This is a genomic window from Clostridium sp. C2-6-12 (assembly GCF_009928485.1).
Lineage (GTDB): Bacteria > Bacillota > Clostridia > Clostridiales > Clostridiaceae > Clostridium.
Window position 1 is genome coordinate 17,304 of sequence record NZ_JAABNP010000029.1, and the last position, 18,667, is coordinate 35,970.

Genomic DNA, 18,667 nt, shown 5'->3' on the forward strand with positions numbered 1-18,667 from the left:
AAAAGGAGATATTAATTTTGAAAGATATTGCTATATTTGTATCCTCTCTCACTGGAAATACTCAGAAAATTGCTGATGCTATAAAAAATGATTTAGAACTGAAAAATTATTCCGTAATCATGCAGGATTCTTGTATGATAATGAAAACTCCTACTAATGCACAATTTTACATTCTTTGCTTTTGGTGCAGACGTACCTCACTAGATGATAACAGTAAAAAACTGTTAGCTCAATACAAAAATACACCTTTCCTTGCTATTGGTACATGTGGTCATTATCCAGATTCCGATTATGGTAATAAAGTCAAAAAAAATGTTACCGAATATATCAATGATGGAAACTTATGTATAGATGTTTTTCTAAGCCAGGGAGCTGTATCTCCATCTAGCACAGAACGTCGAAGAAAACTTCCTGTTGATCACCCACATCATCTAAATGATGACGGATATGCAAGACATATGGAATCCCGAAACCATCCAAATAAAACTGATATTAAAAATGCTATTGATTTTTTAAACTCATACTTAGAAGATTTAAGCAATTAAGTTTATTACATAAAAAAGTAAAACTTCTAACTATATAAATTCTAATTAATTTATATATTTGCCGGTTAGTTAATAAATAAGAAGTAAAAGTTAAGGAAGAAAAGCCTTCAGATTTTCAACAAAAATATTTTTTAGAAATCCACTTAAGGAATTTCATCAATAATTATTACTTCTTACTTTTTACTTATTACCTCTTACCTAAATTTAAGTTCCCCGTTGTAGAAAAACTCCTTATTGCAGGAAAGTTCAGCATTGTAGCATAGCTACTCCTTTCAGAAGTGCATAGCTGCTCTTTTTATATGTGGAAAGTTCCGAATTGTGGCATAACCACTCTTTTTATAGGTGAAATGATCCGTATTGCAGCATAGCTGCTCTTTTTATATGTGAGAAGTTCCGAATTGTGGCATAGCCACTCTTTTTATAGGTGCCTATTTTATTCCAAACTTTTTAAAATATGAAACGAATTCTTATCATAGTCAATCAAGCCTTCATTTCGCATCTTATTTAATTCTCTTGTCAATGCGCTTCGATCTGCACAAAGGTATTCTGCTAATTGTACACGGCCTAAAGTAATATCAAAATAAGGATTATTCTGTTTCCCTGCCTCTTGTAATAAATAAGTTGAGATTTTTTCCCGTAACGTCTTCTTGGATAATATATCTACCTTATTCATTAACGCCACATTTTTTTTCGCAATTAGCATTACCATATTTTCGATTAATCTATGATGAAATTTGCATGCCATAGAGCAGGATTGCATAACTTGACTAAATGACAAATACAAAATTTTTGAGTCCATAGAAGTCCAAAATGATACTGTTGCATTTCTAGCAGTTCCACAAGAAAAACTCTCGCCAAATAGCTCTCCTTTTCCCATAGATACCAGTAGCGTTCTATTGCCCCATAAATCTTCTCGAATCATATCAACTTTCCCTGATAATATAATTCCCACAAAATCTACAGTATCTTCACATAAAATAACACATTCATCTTTTTTACATTCTTTTATATATGCTCCAAGACAATTCAGCATTAACTCCATTTCATTATGCCCTATGCCATTGAACAAATACATGGACTGTAAATCTGGAATATATTCTTTGCAGAAATTTTGCATAACTTAGAACCTCCGAAATTTATTCCACTCAAAAGCGTTCATTCTCTATTTTACCATCTTATGAATATGTTGCAAGTGCAACATATTCATAAGATGTATAAAGTAAACTATTAAATATAGGAAAGAACATGTACATATAGTGAAATATACTAAAGTGAAACATTATAAAAATAGAGATCCAATATATAGCATGTGTGGTATTTTGTAAATTATGTTACAATAAGTTTTATATATTACTATAATCTAATAAACAATAGTAATATGTGTTGTGTAACAAATATTATTTATATTCTGCGAAAGGACTGTTATTAATGAAATATATAAAAAAAATCCCCACTTCCGATAAAGAGTTAAGCAACAAACTAATATCAGATGGATGGAAAAAACTAAATGAGCCAGCTAATTTAGGTATGGCAATTTTATTATCAGTACCTTTTATGCTCATAAATGGATTTATTTTTATGGTTATTGTATTTTATTTATATCCTCCATTTAAAGAATTTTTTAACAGCAGTAAGGATGGCTTTAACATTACATTGGAAGGAAATTTGTATACTATGATAGTGTATATTGTCACCATTTTTATATTTATGTCAATACATGAATTTCTTCATGCCTGTTTTATACCTAATGTATTAAAATCAGATAAAATATATTGGGGTATTAATTCATTTGTCGGATTTGTTTACACTACTGAAAAAATCAAAAAGGGCAGATTTCTAATTATTTCTGTTATGCCTTTTATTTTGTTATCAGTTATATTACCTTTCATTCTCAATATTTTGGGCTGCTTAAATGGGTTCACAATATTTCTATGTTTAATAAATGCAATGGGGTCATGTGTTGATTGCTTAAACATATTTATTGTGGGAATTCAAGTTCCAAGTGGTTCATACATTGTGAATAATGGGTTTGAAACATATTTCAAGTAACTTCTTATTATAAGAATTAGCCCTGTTAATTTGTCTAATCCTTAAACAACTAAATAAGACTGTAGAATTTGCTTTTCTCACAAATTCTACAGTCTTCTTATATTCCATAGCTTAATTTCTTCTAAATGCTTAAAACTAACTTACTCCAAATTATATTCCATATATAAAACTTTTTGCTCCAATGTAATGTACTTGTCCAAATTCTGAGATAAGACTAAAATCACCTTGTTTCTAGGTGAAGCTATCATTAAAGCAAGATTGAGTAAACACTTTCTTAAGATTATATTGAACTTAAGTATAAAACATTTTATTTTCCTCATAATAACTCCTATTTCTACTTAATTGGCTTTTTATTCTAAATAAAAGTATATATTCTATAACCAATTTTAGCAAAAGAAATCATAAAACAAATTACCAGTTTTTTTTTGTATTTAATAACTCATATTATTATTATTCGAGGTAATATCACATAATATATAATATACATTGTCGAATTTATCCTATATGTTTTAAAATAAACTCAATTCAATAATTTCGGCTTCTACCCATCTAACTTTAACTATGTCAACTCTAAAATATTTAACCTACATATCAACTCTATAATTTAAATATAGATACAGCTTCTAAAAGATTATCCACACATTCTTTAGTCTTATAGGTTTGTCCTACAACTTCTTCTGTTAAATTAACGACTTCATTTGACTTATTTGCAATTATAGTTGTGCCTGTTGCCCCTTCATTTGTTGCTTGAGATACTTCATCTATAGCATTAATAATATCTCCAGTTGAATTAATAAGCTTATCTGATGTTTCTCCTATACTTTCAACCAATTGATTAAATATCATAGAATCATTTTTATATTGTTCCCCTGTATCTACCAGTTTATTATAATCTTCTGCCACTTGAGTTCCAATAAAATTAACTACTTCATTTGAAGTATCTTTTAAGTCATTTACTGCTGCAACTACCTCTTTATTAATATGTTGAATTTCTATTGCTGTTTCCTTTGAAGTTTCAGCAAGTTTTCTTATTTCATCGGCTACAACTGCAAATCCTTTACCAGCTTCTCCGGCTCTAGCTGATTCTATTGCTGCATTTAATGCTAATAAGTTTGTTTGTTCTGTAATTTCTAATATTCTTGATGTTAATTCATTTATTTTATTTACCGAATTGGACTTTTCTAAGGCAACTTTTAAGCTTTCTTTTATTTTTGAAGTTACTATATTTGATTCTTCTTGTGATCTTATAGCCTCTGATTTAAGCTTTATTGCTCTCTCTTCAATTTCTTTTGCTATACTCGCCCCATTTTCTACAGTTCCTCCAATTGTATGTATTAGTGATTTCATCTTTGTTGTTGAAGCATTTACTTCTTCTGAAGAAGCAGCTGTTTCTTCCATACTAGCTGATAATTCTTCTGTAGTTGCAGATACATCAGAAATTTTTGTATTTAAATCATCTATTTTTTCTTTAGTAACATTTACTGAATCAAGTACTATATCACATTCATTTTTAACTCCAGTAATTATTTCTTTAAAAGATTTTTGCATATTGGCAATTGATTTAAACATATTACCAATTTCATCTTTTCTCTCTAAATATTTAGCTTCAAGCTCTATTGCAAGATTTCCTTCCGCTAGTAATCCCATTTTCATTTCTGCATATTTTATATCTTTTGTCATTCTTTTAATTACAATATGTATTGCAAATATTACAATTAATAATGATACAATTGCTGAAACAATAATAATGTTAAATACCTTGTTATAACTTTCTAATATTTTTTCTTTAGGGATTTGACTGCATAAAATCCAATTTGTTTTTGTATTTTCTAAATTTACTGGATATGCCACCATTAAAACTTCTTTACCTGTTGTTACTTTATTCCCATATGTATAAAATTCTTTACCTTGTGAAGTTTCACTTATTATTTTTGCCCATATGTCGCTATTTTGCTTTGCATCCTTCATTTTTAAGGTTTGTTCTTCTCCACTAGCAACATAAATTCCTTGATTTGATATTAATTCAACGCTTCCGCCAAGTGGTGTCTTTTCTAATATAATCTTCTCTAATGTGTCTAGTTTGTAATCTAAGGAAATTACACCAAGAAACTTCCCATTACTATCTATTATAGGCATAGCCAAGGATATCATTGATACATCCTTCCCATTAACAGTATAAATTGTTGGTTCCGTAATATAAGTCCCTTTTAATTCCTTAGGTTTATTATACCAAGTCATATCAGTTTCTTCATTATATGCTGCCTCTACTACTATTCCATTTCCACCTCTGCTGGCATATGGTATAAACATTCCATTTTCTGAGTATTCTTTTTGTCCTGCATACAATTGATCTTTTCCATCAAATTCATTTGCTTCAAAGGCAACCGTTACCCCGAAGATCTCTGGATTTGTATTTAATATTTGTTTTTGTATTTCAATAACTAACTCTCTATTTTGTAAACCTAGCTTTTTTTGATTAATAACTTCATCTCTTAAACCTTTTCCTACAATTTCTAATTGCTTAAAATTAGAAGTTATTTGGGTTGCATATGACAACGAAACCTCCTTTGCTAAAGTCTCACTATCACTTATACTTTTAGCTTTCACTTGAACTAATATACTTGCAAATACACCTAAATAACATAGAAGAATCAACACTCCAATTATTATACTTATCTTGGTTCCTAATTTTAATTTTTTGAACATACACCTCTCCCTTTCTCCAGATAACAATTACCTATTATAACTTTTTAAATAATTATATCACTTATTTTAAATTTTTTGTTGTATTTTATCGAATTTTACTATTATTCAATATTTTTTTAACAATTGCTTAATTTAGCTTTTTATTTATTATTTCATAACTATTTGATTAATTTATGCATATAAAAATGCAGCCAATTAATGACTGCATTTTTATATATACATATATTATTCAATAAATCTTCTAATATAGTTTGTTAAAATTTCAAAGTTCTTCTCTCAACTTTGCCAAATAAAGCACACATAAATATGGTCGAACTATCTTTCCTCCAAATTTATTTGCATGTTTAATCAAATCTTTATGTGCATTTTCTTTAATCTCCTTTGGTAATTGCAAAAAATGATTTCCTGTTAAAGCAAATCCATAATACTCATCAGCTGTATATTCCATTTTCCAAAAATGTTTATATACGATAGGTCTGTAAAATAGTCCGCTATTTTCAATTTCACTAGATATGTTCTCTATTCTTTCTTCTGCTTGTCTTATATTTACGAAGTCAGCAATTCCACCATACTTTCTTGACAGTTCTATCAATTCTCTACTCTCTTCGCTTTCATCGTATAAATACATATTCCAAAAAGGTGCTAAATAACCACCATTTTTCAATAATTTTGCACACTTTTCATATCCAAGCGGTTGGGTAATCCAATGAAATGCCTGAGCTGCAAAAATAGCATTGTATTTCGCCTCAGTCTCAGCTAATTCTTCAAATCTACCACATTGAAAATTTATATTTGAATAATTTTCAAATTTGATTTTTCCATTACGCACTAAATTTTCTCCTAATTCGATGCAATTTATAGAAAAACCATAATCTTTAAACAATTCTGTAGCTTTTCCACTTCCTGCACCAATTTCTAATGTTTTTGAATCTTTATTCAGATCTGCATTATTTACAAATGCTTCTATGATTTCCTTTGGATAACTTGGTCTATATATATCATAATATTCTGCTGCCTTATCAAACATTTCACTTTCTTTTTTCACATCAAATTCCATACTCTTCTCCTTTTCTATTCATAATTGTTACAAAGTTTTTTAATACCTTACTTTCTTCCATATGAAATAAGAAAGCCAAATAACTGTAGAAATGAAAGCTGTCCATTTTTTTGTTTAAACTGTCGTACCATTAAATTATGAAATTCACAATACCTTTCCATCTCATTCCTTGTATATCCTCTACTCATAAAAAATTCGATTGTCTGCTCTTTATCATCACCTTTTATCATCTTATCAAAGCCTCTTAAGGCTGCAAATTCTTCACATAATTTAGAATAATTTTCGCAATCTGGTGTTACAAAAGATACTTTATCATTCATTCTAACATCTATGTCTTTTAAGCCTATCTCCTTCATATAAAATGGTACTCGCATTCCTATTCCATAATCTCGCCCTTCTTTTTCTAATTCTTTAAGCCATAATTTATGCCAATCAAAAGAAGTACATAATTCGTTGTAGTCCATTCCATCTACATACAAACCTACATTTTCTATTTCTCTATTGATTTCCACACAAACAACCAGTCCATTATCTTTTACAGAAGCCTTCATTTTTTTAATGACTTCAAGTGGCTTATTCATATGCCTTAAAGTTGCTTCACAAATACAAAAATCGTATTTAGTTTTTGTATTTAAATCATAAATATCAGATTCTACAAAGGACACTTTATAAATTTCCTGCTCCATGTTCTTTCTTGCCTTTTCAATAAAATACTTAGTATCAACTCCGGTATATGTACTTCCCTTTGGAAGCAAAGGCATTATAATCTTTCCCAATTCACCATTTCCACAACGTATTTCTATAACATCAATTGGCTTTTCTATTTTCCATACTTCCTTTATTAAATGAAGTAAATATTCTTCATTCCAAAAGAACTTACGATTGTTAAAGATATTTTCTCTACCAACCCAGTTATCTCTATTATCAGTATCTCTTGGTTGATACGCAGCAGACTTAATTGGCTTAAGTCCCAGCACCTCATCTACTGAAACTCCAAAATATTCTGCAATTAGCGGCAATAATGTTATATCTGGTAAGGTAGTTTTTGTCTCCCATTTACTTACGGACTGAAAAGTAACTCCTAAATAATCTGCTAGTTCCTGCTGACTCACCTTCTTCATCTTTCTCAATTCCGCAATTTTAATCTTTATACTCAAAATCATCACCTCTTCTTTCAATAATAAAATTGTATCACAGCATATATCTTCAAACTATAACGCACTATTCTAATTTATTCAAACAGTAAGCGAATCTAATAAATACAAAATACTCCCTTAATAGTAGGTAGTTATATTATGTTAAACGCCTACTATAAAAGGAGTACTTAAAAGTACATTATTTTTTATTTTGTATTAAATACTATATCTTAAACTTAGCCACCATTTCTACAAGTTTATCAGTATTTTCCTTTGACTTATTAGAAAGTTCTATTACATTATTTGATAATTTAACTATATCACCAGTTTTCCCTGCAATATTTACTATTCCATTAGCACCTTCATTAGTTGCATTACTAACTTCATTAAGTGCAGTTGAAATATCGTAAATTGATGTTAAAAGATGTGATGAAGTCTTACTTAATTCTGAAACTAAATCATCAAATTTTTCAGAATCATCATTATACTGCTCACCTGTCTTAACTAATTTCAAATAATCTGGTACGACTTTTACCTTTAAATAATCTAATAGTTCTAGAGCACTATCTTGAAGGCTATTTACAGCCTCTACTACTGTAGCTGTTACTACTTGAATCTGTGTTGCACTTTCTTTCGATATCTCTGCTAATTTTCTTATTTCATCAGCAACAACAGCAAAGCCTCTTCCTGACTCTCCAGCTCTAGCCGCTTCTATTGCTGCATTTAATGCTAATAAATTAGTTTGTGAAGTTATATTTAATATTCCTTCTGTTAACTTTGAAATTTGTTCTACTGCTTTAGTTTGTCCTAATGCAACCTTAAGTTTTTCATCTAGCATATTTCCCATATCATTAGAATCTTTTTGAGCCTTCACTGCGTCAGTTTTAACATTTAAAGCCCTTTCACTAATTTCCTTAGCGAATTCTGATCCTGTTTTAGCTTTTGAAGTCATATCTTCAACAGATCCTTCTATTTCTTTAGCAGATGCAGTCATTTGTTCTGTAGATGCTGAAGTCTCTTCAAATCCACTTGAAAGGGTTTCTATTGTTTCTGATATCTTATCAATCTCAGTATCTAAATTTCTCATATTTTCATTAGATATTTCTATTGTGCTCTTTACAATATTAGCTCCTTCAATAACTTGTCTAACTATTTCTCTAAACTGACTTCTTGCAAAAGCTTCTGCTGAAATTATTTGTCCCAATTCATCCTTCTCTTCAATATATTCTTCAAACGAATCATCTTTTATTAAATCAAAAGATGCAGTCTTATTTATTAATGCTAAAGCCTTCTTTACCCTTCTATTTATATTTATTATCATTAATACACCTAAGCATAAAGATAATATTAATGATATTACTGATATTGTTATAATAATGTTTTTCATATTAGAAATAGAAGCTTTACTATCAGCAATACTCTTCTCTGAATATTGATCCAAAATTTCTTCAATAGTGTTTATTGAAGATCTTGTTTTACTAAAGCTACTAGTATAAGCTGCTTTATCCTTAATAGTATTTGTATCTACATTAAAATTGCTATCCCACTCTGCAAAAGCTGCATCAAAATTCTTAAATTCTTCGAACATTTCAGTTTTAGTGTCTTTATGTTTTATTTGTATATATTTATCCTTGTTTTGCGATAAAATATCATAAGCCTTATGAACTCTTTCAACTGTCTGTGTCCTATTTTCATTATAAGCATCTTTAAGTTTTTTTAATTTGTCTGGATTTTTTTCAGTTTCCATACTTTGTTCAGCTGAAAGTGCTTGATAGAAATCTCTATCTGCATTCAAAAGCCAATATTCACTAATGTGTAATTCTTCATATAAGTTCGTTACAAGCATTTTAGATACGTTATCAGCATTTATCAAAGAAATTATTGATACAATGCTCAATGCTAATACAGGAATAAGTAGAATTGTAATTAATTTGTACCCTAATTTAATATTGTTTAATAATTTAAGCATTTTTATCACCTCTCAAAACTCAGTGTTACTTTTTTGAATTTTCTGATAACTTAACATAAAAAAATATCTATATAGAAAATATAACATAAATATAATCACGTTTGAATACCAAATATGTATTTTATGGTTATTTTTTGTAATTTTATACTATAAGTTTGAAATTAGAATATTTTTTATTACCAAAATAGTAAGAATTCCATTAGTATATCCAAACAAAAATGCAGCCAAATTAATGACTGCATCTTTGTATATAAATATAATATTAACTATAACTCACTCACTTATTTGTATAATATTTTTACTTAATGTCTCCTACAAATGTTGTTACACTTTGTGCTGGAAGAGATGCTTCAAAGCTTCCATTAGTTACATTTATGTTTGAAGCTGATTTAGCTAAATTTGCATTTTGAGTAGTTTGCCATGATGCTACACTAGAAACTTTACTGTTTGGAATATTGAAGCTTTGTTTCACTTCTGAAGTTCCTTTGTTTATTGCAATAATAACTACTTTATTATTCCCTTTATATGCAGATACAAAAACATTAGCTGCTGGATTCTTTGTTGCATCAACTCTTACATATCCTGGACGAACAAATTTAGAGAAATGTGCCATCATATAACCACGTTTACTTATATTTCCATCTTCTTTTATGAAGCCGTATGATCTACGGATATACCACCATACATATGATTGAAAATCACCCTCTACCATTGCATTATTTATATGCTCTGCAACATCTAATGCTTCTGGCCAACGATCTGCTGAATTAGCATCACTATTTGGTACATATACTTCTGTCATCCAAAGTTCTTTTCCTGCTCCTTTTTGTTTAAAAAGTGGATAAGCAAATTGGTTAACCTTAGTACCATAAGTATGAGTTCCTAGAATATCCATATTAGCAAGAGCTTGTGGATCATTCAAAATAGGGTCGTACATATTTTTTTGATAAGAAAACGATTCTGGTGACATAACCTTGCAATTTATTGTTCCCGCATTTTCTTTCATAAATTTAAGCACCTCTTCTGGTGTCCACCATGTCCATTCTTTTCCGTAATCAGGTTCATTTTGTATAGAAATTGCATATAAATTTACACCATTACTTTTCATATATGAAACAAAATCATTAAGGTGCTGAGCATATGCAGCATACTTGTCGTGTCTAAGACGTTTTGCCTTTGTATCCCCATTACGATTAAAAGTCTCAGTCATATCACTAGGTGGATTCCATGGAGTTGCAAATACTATTGCTCCATGTGCAATTGCATTTTTTGCTGTATCTAATTCTTTATACCAATTATTTTTATTATCATCTACATAAATTCTTAAAACAGAAAGACCAAGCTGATTATTTCCATTTCCAAAAGCCGTCTCTCTTTGAGCTTCTGTTAAATCTCCAGCCCAAGCAGGTAGATTTATTCCTCCAAAACCTCGAATAACTTGTTTTTCTGACGATAAATTTACTGTTGCATTTGATGCCGCATTAGCTGTTGTTGGTATTCCCAAAAATAGCGAACCTGTTATAGAAATCGTTAACAATGAAAGTAATATTTTTTTTAATTTAATATTCATTTTGATACCCCCTGTTTTTCTTTCAAAAATATATTAAGATTTTCGTATCAATATTAACAAAAACGTTATTTCCTGACAATACTTTTGTCATGAAATAACGTTTTTTAGTCGTAAACATTATCATATTTTTAATTTTTCTCCAAACCTTGACATATATACCCTAAAAGATTTAACTTCATTTCCACATATGCCCCAAAATTTCTTTAATTATACAATTATGAATTGCTATTTTTCATATGCGAGTGGCTGTCTTATAATGTTAGATAGAAAAATCACAAGTAAAGCTTAGCTTATCAAAACTAAACCTACTTGTGGTTTTCATAAAATACTAAAACACTATTGAAGATTATACATGCCTTTACTTTCCATATATTTAAATATAGCTTCACCATGCTTTTGTTCTTCTTTTTGTATATGATTTAATACATCACGCACTTCTGTATCTTTAAATTCAAATATTGCTGTATCATAAGCTCCTGATACATATTTTTCTGTCATTAATAAATCCGAACATATCTCTTGATCTGATAAATTAGCAGGCATTTGTTGTGTGCTATTGCTATTCATACTTTGACTTGAATTTTGACTTTGGCTTTGATTCATTTGAGGTACATTTCCACTTAACAATTGATTAATAGTATCCAAATGATGTCTTTCAATTTGTTCATTATTGTTACATATTTGTTTTAGCTGGCTATCCTTAGCTATGCTAGCATAATTAGAATATTTTTTTATACAGATTTCTTCATGACTTTTTTGATCTTCAAGTAACATTCTTTCCTTTTGAGTTAAAGTTATTTGCATAATTAACACCTCCATCACTATTTTGTGGAGTTATTATATTTTTATACCTCAATAATTAGAATAAAATATTTATTTTTCTATATATCATAAAAATTAGTAGCGTATTTATATTTTCACACTATATACTCTTATTATGTATTATGGACGGATATAAAAATATTATCCTTCCATAAAATAAATCAATAATATCTGTCACTGACTTCTCTTGTAAAACCATAATCAATAATAACAGGTCTTCCCTTAATAATTCCCCAGTTTCTTTTCCTATCAAAATCGCCCAATAGCAAATTATATTTCTTTTTTATATTTTGTATTTCTTTTAGGTGGAACAATTCCCTTTTGTCGCTGACGTTAAAATACTTGAATACCTCTGAAATATTATTTATTTTATCTGCCTTTTCCATAATTAAAAAGTAAAAATCATTTGAAGCTTGAACAACTTTTGCAAATAAATCTGAATCATCATAATATGAAATGACATATTCAGTTTGATTTTGCGCAATTCCAGCTATATTCTTTGCAACTTTTATCACGTAACCATTATTTAAATCAAATACATCTCTACTTGAACCAGAACCAATATAACAGTAATATCCTCTATTTATATTAAACATAATTTTGTTAAATATATCACTCATATTAACACCTGCTTAAGTTAATCGCTTTTTATTCATGAGTAACCATTTCATATATATTATTTTATTCATCCCACAGTATATTTGTTCACCTTACAATTGTCCATAATAAAAATAAACCTAGTACCAAGCCAAGTGCCTTTTACTAGGTTTATTAAAATTATCCACTCTACGAATAATTAAAAATCAAAATATCTATTTCGTAAATCTTTTATAACTTCTATATTAGTGCTATATGTTGCCCCTTCATCTCTAGTGTCATTGGAATTTTCATCATATTCTCCTGAAAAAGATAATAAATTAAAACTTGTCTCTATATAATAACTTTCATCGCAAATTAAAAGCTTATTATGTGAATTAACTTTTTTTATTTTAAAGCCATCATTATAACATTTAAATTTTTCACTTAGCTTTTCTGCTATTCTATCACTGTTTTCATTCTTGCTATTTCTGTCTCTTTTAAAATTAGAAAATGAATTATTCTCTTCTATTCCATATATTATTTTAATAATTCCTCCCCTAAGCAAAAACTTCTCCATCTTATTCATTAATTTATCATTAACTACATAATTATTCATCCATGGACTTGCTATATTAAGTTCATATTTAGCATCTGAAAAAGCTTGTATAAATTTATCCCTTATTTCTTTATTTTGCAAATGATATTCTTCATATTTATTTCCAATTTCATTTATAGTCTCTGATATTTCTTTATCAAAAGCTTCAATATTCTTAATTACATATTGGTTATTTTCATAACTTATATATAAATTACATACATTTTCAATATAAAATTTATTTAATTTATAAGTTTTTTCTATTAACAACTCATCATTATTTAGCTTTTTTATTACTTCTTCTATAACTATAACACTTTCCTTATTAAAGAACATCAAAGCATTTATAGCTTTACTATCCATCTTAATCTTTTCATATTTGAAAAATCTTTGTGATATACTATTCTTTTTGCAGGTAATAACTGAATTTAAATCATTAGCTTTTATTAAGCAATAATCCATATCCTTCAACTCGTCATCATACTTTAATAAATCATCTTCATACTTTTCAAATTCCTGTTTTTTAGCTTTAAGTTCCTCATATTGCTTTTTCACTGATTCTAATTTTGAATTTTCTTTTTCTTTAAAATTGATTTTTCTTAATCTATAGTTAATTGAATTTTTTATTTTATTTACTTTTTCACTAAAGACATCTATAAAAAATTTATTATTTATTTTATTATCCTCAGAGCATAGTAAGTCATCTTTCATTATATAATCGCCTCACTTCTTTACTACCTCGTTTTTCTTTATTTATCTTAATTTTACAAAGTCTAATTATATTAGTCAAGAGTAAGACAAGTCTGGCAAGTGTTGTTTAGATTTGCTAAGTAAATTAATTAAATATTAATAATAAAATTATGCTTATAAACTTACTTGTTTTACATATCAGTTTATAAGCGTAATTTTTATCTTTCCATTAATACTTTTTCAATAAATATGTGAACAAGCTGTGGATCAAATTGCCTTCCTGAATTCTCTTTTAACTCTTTTATAGCAAATTCTTCTGGCAAAGAATCTTTATAGCATCTTTTGCTAACCATAGCATCATAAGAATCAGCTATTGTTATAATCCTTGACATAAAAGGAATTTCCTCACCTTTTAATCCTTTAGGATATCCTTTTCCATCCCAGCGTTCATGATGATATAAGATATAATTAGCTATAGCTGACATATTATTAACATTATTAATCATCCTATAGCCTATTTCAGGATGATGCTTAACTTCCTTCCATTCGTCTTCAGTTAGCGGCCCCTCTTTATTTATTATTTTATCCTCTAAAGCAATTTTACCTATGTCATGAAACTCTCCTGCCATTGTTAATTGATCGATTTCAGTCTTTGATAAATTTAAAACCTCTGCCATACTTTTGCATAATTCAGAAACTCTGTATGAATGTTCTCTTTCAATATTGCTTTTTTCACGAAGGACATTAATTATTGTTTTAATTGTTTTCCCTCTCATAATTTGACTTTCAAATAATTTTTTTTCATACATACTATCTTCAGCAATCTTAAATATACCTTCTATTTCTTCCTCTTCATAATACTTGCAGCCATAACCAAAAGAAACTGATATTTCTATGGATTCAATTTTTTCTCTTTCTATTGCTTCTTTAATTTTATCAATAACTTCTTCTGCTTCTGAAGCTTTACTCTTAGGCAATATTATAACAAATTCATCACCTGCAAGCCTAGCGGAGATACCTACTTTAGCACCCTCAGAACTTATTATTTTTCCTACTCTCTTAATGATTTCATCTCCCATAGCATGTCCAAATGAATCATTTATGAGTTTTAATCCATTTAAATCCCCCATTACTATTGTTAACGGAAGATTTTCTTTATTATCAAGTCTTCTTAGTTCTTCCTCAAAAAATCTTCGATTGTATAATCCAGTAAGTTGATCATGATAACTTAAATATACTATTTCCTCTTTCCTTCGCATTAAATCAATAGCATTTTTAACTTTCAAAGGAAGAGCAATTTTTATAGCTTCTTCACTTAAAGGTTTAGAAAAATAGTCGTATACCCCAAGATTTAATGCTTTTTCTATTGCCTCCTTATCCGAAATACCTGTACATACGATAACAGGTATATCCATTAGATTACAATCTTTTTTAATTTCCTCTAAGACTTCAAATCCATTTTTTATTGGCATAAGTATATCTAAAATACATGCATTAATATCATTTTGCAAAAGTTTATTTGAAATATTCAAGCCATCTTCAGCTTCGAAAATTGTAATATCCTTCAACTTCTTTTTTATCGCTTGTCCAATTATTCTTCTTTCAATCGGAGAATCATCAACAATTAATATATTTCCTCCCATTGCTTACTCCTCCTTTCAATCTTGCTGTAATTTTTTTATTTCTTCCTCTATTCTTATTACATATTGAATTAATGAATTTTTATCTTGATTTTTAGCCGCTGCTTCAGCTTCTACTGCATTCTTTGCTATTTTCTCAGCTCTTACAGTACCTGCTGCACCCTTTAACTTATGAAGAATCATAGCTATTTCTTTAAAATTATTGTCGTTTAAACTTTCCTTAATATCAACAATAAGCTTTTCTGCTTGAATTATAAATTCCTCTACTAGTTCCCTGCAAAACTCTTCATCAAATCCTGATTCTTCTTTAAATAACTTCACAATTTCATGAAAATTACTAGCTATATTTTCTTGTAAAACAACTTCATCTAACTTCCTAAAATTATTTTCCTCCTCTTTCGTATTGCTTTCTATAAATGAAATAACATGTTTTTTTAGAATAGTTATAACTTGATCAAAATCAAAAGGTTTGCTCAAATAGCCGTCCATTCCAGCCTCTAAGCATTTATCTTCATCATCCTTCATTGAATATGCAGTCATAGCTATAATTGGAATATGCTTTTTTAAATTTTCTATTTTTCTTATTTCCCTTGTTGCTTCATAACCATCCATTATAGGCATTTGACAGTCCATAAATATTACATCATATTCATTATCTTTATATGCTTTTAAAGCTTCCTTTCCGTTTATAGCTACATCACAAGTAAGTTCAATTAACTTTAAGCTATTAACAAAAAATTTTATATTTATATCATTATCCTCAACTAATAGAATCTTTATTTTTTTGTTATATTTAGCTTCTCCAGCGCTATATTTAGTAATGAAAACCTGATTATTTTCCATTTTTGAACTACTACCTTCAACTACCATAGAAACACAATCAAGTAATTCATTTCTCTTATAAGGTTTAGAAATATATCCTGAAAAACCATTTTGTTTTGCTACTTTTAATTCTAGATTTGTTGTAACAGAGGTTAAAAGTATTAATGGAGTATTTTTCAAAAACTCATTTTTCTTTATAATTTTTGCCATTTCAAAACCTGTGATTCCATCCATTTGATAGTCTACTAAAATAGCATCATATCTTTTTTGCTTTATAAAAAAATTATCTAAAACACTTTCTAAATTTTCTGCTTCAGTGACTATACATCCAACTTCCTCAAGATAAATCCTTGCTATATACCTATTCATTTCGTAATCATCTATTACTAAAATGTTTTTGCCTTTAAGCATTGAATAGTTTGGCATTGCTGGAATAACTGAATCTTTTCCCTTTTGTAAGGTTAAATTGAAACTAAAAGTACTTCCTATACCCTTTTTACTTTCAACACCTATTGTTCCCCCCATCATTTCAATCATTCTCTTGCAAATCGCCAAACCTAAACCAGTTCCTCCATAATTTCTTGTAGAAGAAGAATCTGCTTGGCTAAATGGCTTAAATAATTTTTTTATTTCATCTTCTGAAATCCCTATTCCACTATCAACAACTTTAAATAATATTTCCACAGCTTTTTCTTCTTCTCTAATCAAAGATACTTCTATGAAAATCTCTCCCTTATGTGTGAATTTAACTGCATTACTTACTAAATTACTCATTACCTGTCTTAATTTAGTTGGATCTCCCATAAGAATGCTTGGTATATTAGAATTTATAAGCATATTTAGCTCAATTTCTTTTTCATTTGCTTTTGCATCATATAAAAATACAGTACTTTCAAGTACAGGTCTAATTTCAAAAGGAATTTTTTCAACTTCCATTCTTCCAGCTTCAATTTTAGAAATATCTAATATGTCATTAATAACTGAAACTAAGCTTTCAGAAGAAGATTTTATTATCTTAATATAATCTCGTTGTATATCATTCATTTCAGTTTTTTCTAAAAGACTTAAAAACCCTACAATACCATTCATAGGTGTTCTTATCTCATGACTCATGTTTGCTAAAAATTGACTCTTTGCCATATTAGCTTCTTCAGCTTTTTCTTTTTCCGTCATCAGTTCATTTGTTCTGGATTTTACTTTTTCTTCAAGATTATTTATTAATGAAAATAACTCTTCTGCCATACTATTAAAAGCCTTACCTAAACTTCCTATTTCATCATTTCTAAAAATCTTTGCTCTTTGAGATAAATCACCTTTAGAAAGCCTATCTGAAACTAATATTAAATTATCAATTGGTTTTAATATAAATCTCGTACTTTCTATGTGAATAATACTTGCTAAAATAAATGCAATAATTATCAATATCATTGCAATATTAATATTATTTTTTATTTCTTTAGTAAAGATACTTTCGGGGATAGAAGTTATTATAAGCCAGTCTAAACCTTCTTTTTCATATTCGACTATCTTTATGTGATACTTCTCCTCATCTATTTGAGAAATAAAACTAGAATCTGAAGTATTTATATAATTTTCATATGCTTCAGAAATTGATTTATTTTCACTATTTTCAATTGAAGTTCTTTCTATATCTCCATTTGAAAGTGTTTTAAAATTAGACTCATTAACAGAATTAGCAACTAGATATCCTGATTTCTTTTCTATTATATAAGTTGTAGCCAAATTGTTATCACCAATTTTTTTTAATGACTCATTAAGTTTTGCTAAAGTTATATGAGTACCCATTACTCCTTTAAGCTTATGATCTTTATCAAAAATGGGATAAGCTGCAGATAAGGCTAAATCGTCTTTAATAAAATGTTTATAAATATCTGAAAATACTGGCTTTCCACTTTCTTTAGCCTTTATATACCAATCTCTTGATCTAGGATCAAATTTACCATAATCTTTAATAAAGTTTTGTTCTCGTAACTCATTATCAATGCTATAATACATTGAATTCCCATTAGTTTCTGGGTTACTTCTATATATTTCAATATCATTTTTTTCGTTTTTTCTTGCACCATAATATTCCCCATCTTCGTTTCCATAACTAAAGCTATATATTTCTTCATTACTTGATTCAATAATACCTGCAAAAAAAGCGTCTCTTTGTTGTTTATTGTGTATGTCTATAATTCCATACTCTATTAAATTATGATTAATCTCATTATTATATAAAGGTACGCTAAAAAGGGATTGTATTTCATCAAAAGTATCTTTACTTGAATTTTCCTCCATTTTTGTTATGGTATTATCTATTGAACTCTTCCAATTATTAATTATAATAAAAGTTATAATTCCTACAGTAATCGTCATAAGTGCAATAAATAAGGCACTTATTAACAGCCTTAACGATCCCTTTTTAAGAACCTTAAGAATTCTTTCTACTCTTGGTATCTTAAACATAAACCTTCCCCTCATTTA

The 18,667-nt window shown here is 28.4% G+C and carries 13 protein-coding genes; 2 read left to right on the plus strand and 11 right to left on the minus strand.

The features are described 5' to 3' along the window. Window positions 1-17: 17 nt before the first annotated feature. Window positions 18-545, plus strand: coding sequence for a flavodoxin family protein (locus GXK56_RS20315; RefSeq protein ID WP_160690828.1), 528 nt, complete (start codon window positions 18-20; stop codon window positions 543-545). A gap of 433 nt (window positions 546-978) precedes the next feature. Here the strand turns inward: GXK56_RS20315 and GXK56_RS20320 are convergent, their stop codons facing one another. Beyond that, the gene (locus GXK56_RS20320; RefSeq protein WP_160690830.1) at window positions 979-1,662 is read right to left on the minus strand and encodes a Crp/Fnr family transcriptional regulator; all 684 of its coding nucleotides are present in this window, start codon (window positions 1,660-1,662) and stop codon (window positions 979-981) included. A gap of 311 nt (window positions 1,663-1,973) precedes the next feature. Between GXK56_RS20320 and GXK56_RS20325 the strand changes: the two genes are divergently transcribed. Beyond that, the gene (locus tag GXK56_RS20325; RefSeq protein ID WP_160690832.1) at window positions 1,974-2,594 is read left to right on the plus strand and encodes a DUF3267 domain-containing protein; all 621 of its coding nucleotides are present in this window, start codon (window positions 1,974-1,976) and stop codon (window positions 2,592-2,594) included. Window positions 2,595-3,191: 597 nt separating this feature from the next. Here the strand turns inward: GXK56_RS20325 and GXK56_RS20330 are convergent. The 10 genes from GXK56_RS20330 to GXK56_RS20375 form a co-directional block, all read right to left on the minus strand. Beyond that, a complete protein-coding gene (locus tag GXK56_RS20330; protein ID WP_160690834.1) occupies window positions 3,192-5,300 on the minus strand; it encodes a methyl-accepting chemotaxis protein in 2,109 nt (702 codons plus the stop codon). Window positions 5,301-5,562: 262 nt separating this feature from the next. After that, window positions 5,563-6,357: a class I SAM-dependent methyltransferase gene (locus tag GXK56_RS20335; RefSeq protein WP_160690836.1), complete on the minus strand. Its 795-nt coding sequence runs from the start codon at window positions 6,355-6,357 to the stop codon at window positions 5,563-5,565. Between the two features lie 47 nt (window positions 6,358-6,404). Then, complete coding sequence (locus GXK56_RS20340) at window positions 6,405-7,514, minus strand: DNA (cytosine-5-)-methyltransferase (protein ID WP_160690838.1); 1,110 nt, start codon at window positions 7,512-7,514, stop codon at window positions 6,405-6,407. A 202-nt stretch (window positions 7,515-7,716) separates the two neighbouring features. Further along, a complete protein-coding gene (locus GXK56_RS20345; RefSeq protein WP_160690840.1) occupies window positions 7,717-9,462 on the minus strand; it encodes a methyl-accepting chemotaxis protein in 1,746 nt (581 codons plus the stop codon). Between the two features lie 298 nt (window positions 9,463-9,760). After that, window positions 9,761-11,032, minus strand: a complete 1,272-nt coding sequence (locus tag GXK56_RS20350) for a glucuronoxylanase (RefSeq protein WP_160690842.1) — start codon at window positions 11,030-11,032, stop codon at window positions 9,761-9,763. Between the two features lie 336 nt (window positions 11,033-11,368). After that, entirely contained in the window at window positions 11,369-11,836 is a 468-nt protein-coding gene (locus GXK56_RS20355; RefSeq protein WP_160690844.1) for a spore coat protein, read from the minus strand. Window positions 11,837-12,015: 179 nt separating this feature from the next. After that, a complete protein-coding gene (locus GXK56_RS20360) occupies window positions 12,016-12,474 on the minus strand; it encodes a hypothetical protein (protein ID WP_160690846.1) in 459 nt (152 codons plus the stop codon). Between the two features lie 176 nt (window positions 12,475-12,650). Continuing rightward, on the minus strand, window positions 12,651-13,739 hold the full coding sequence (locus tag GXK56_RS20365) for a hypothetical protein (protein ID WP_160690848.1): 1,089 nt from the start codon (window positions 13,737-13,739) through the stop codon (window positions 12,651-12,653). Between the two features lie 197 nt (window positions 13,740-13,936). After that, a complete protein-coding gene (locus GXK56_RS20370; RefSeq protein WP_160690850.1) occupies window positions 13,937-15,361 on the minus strand; it encodes an HD domain-containing phosphohydrolase in 1,425 nt (474 codons plus the stop codon). A 15-nt stretch (window positions 15,362-15,376) separates the two neighbouring features. Further along, the gene (locus GXK56_RS20375; protein ID WP_160690852.1) at window positions 15,377-18,649 is read right to left on the minus strand and encodes a response regulator; all 3,273 of its coding nucleotides are present in this window, start codon (window positions 18,647-18,649) and stop codon (window positions 15,377-15,379) included. Window positions 18,650-18,667 lie beyond the last annotated feature (18 nt).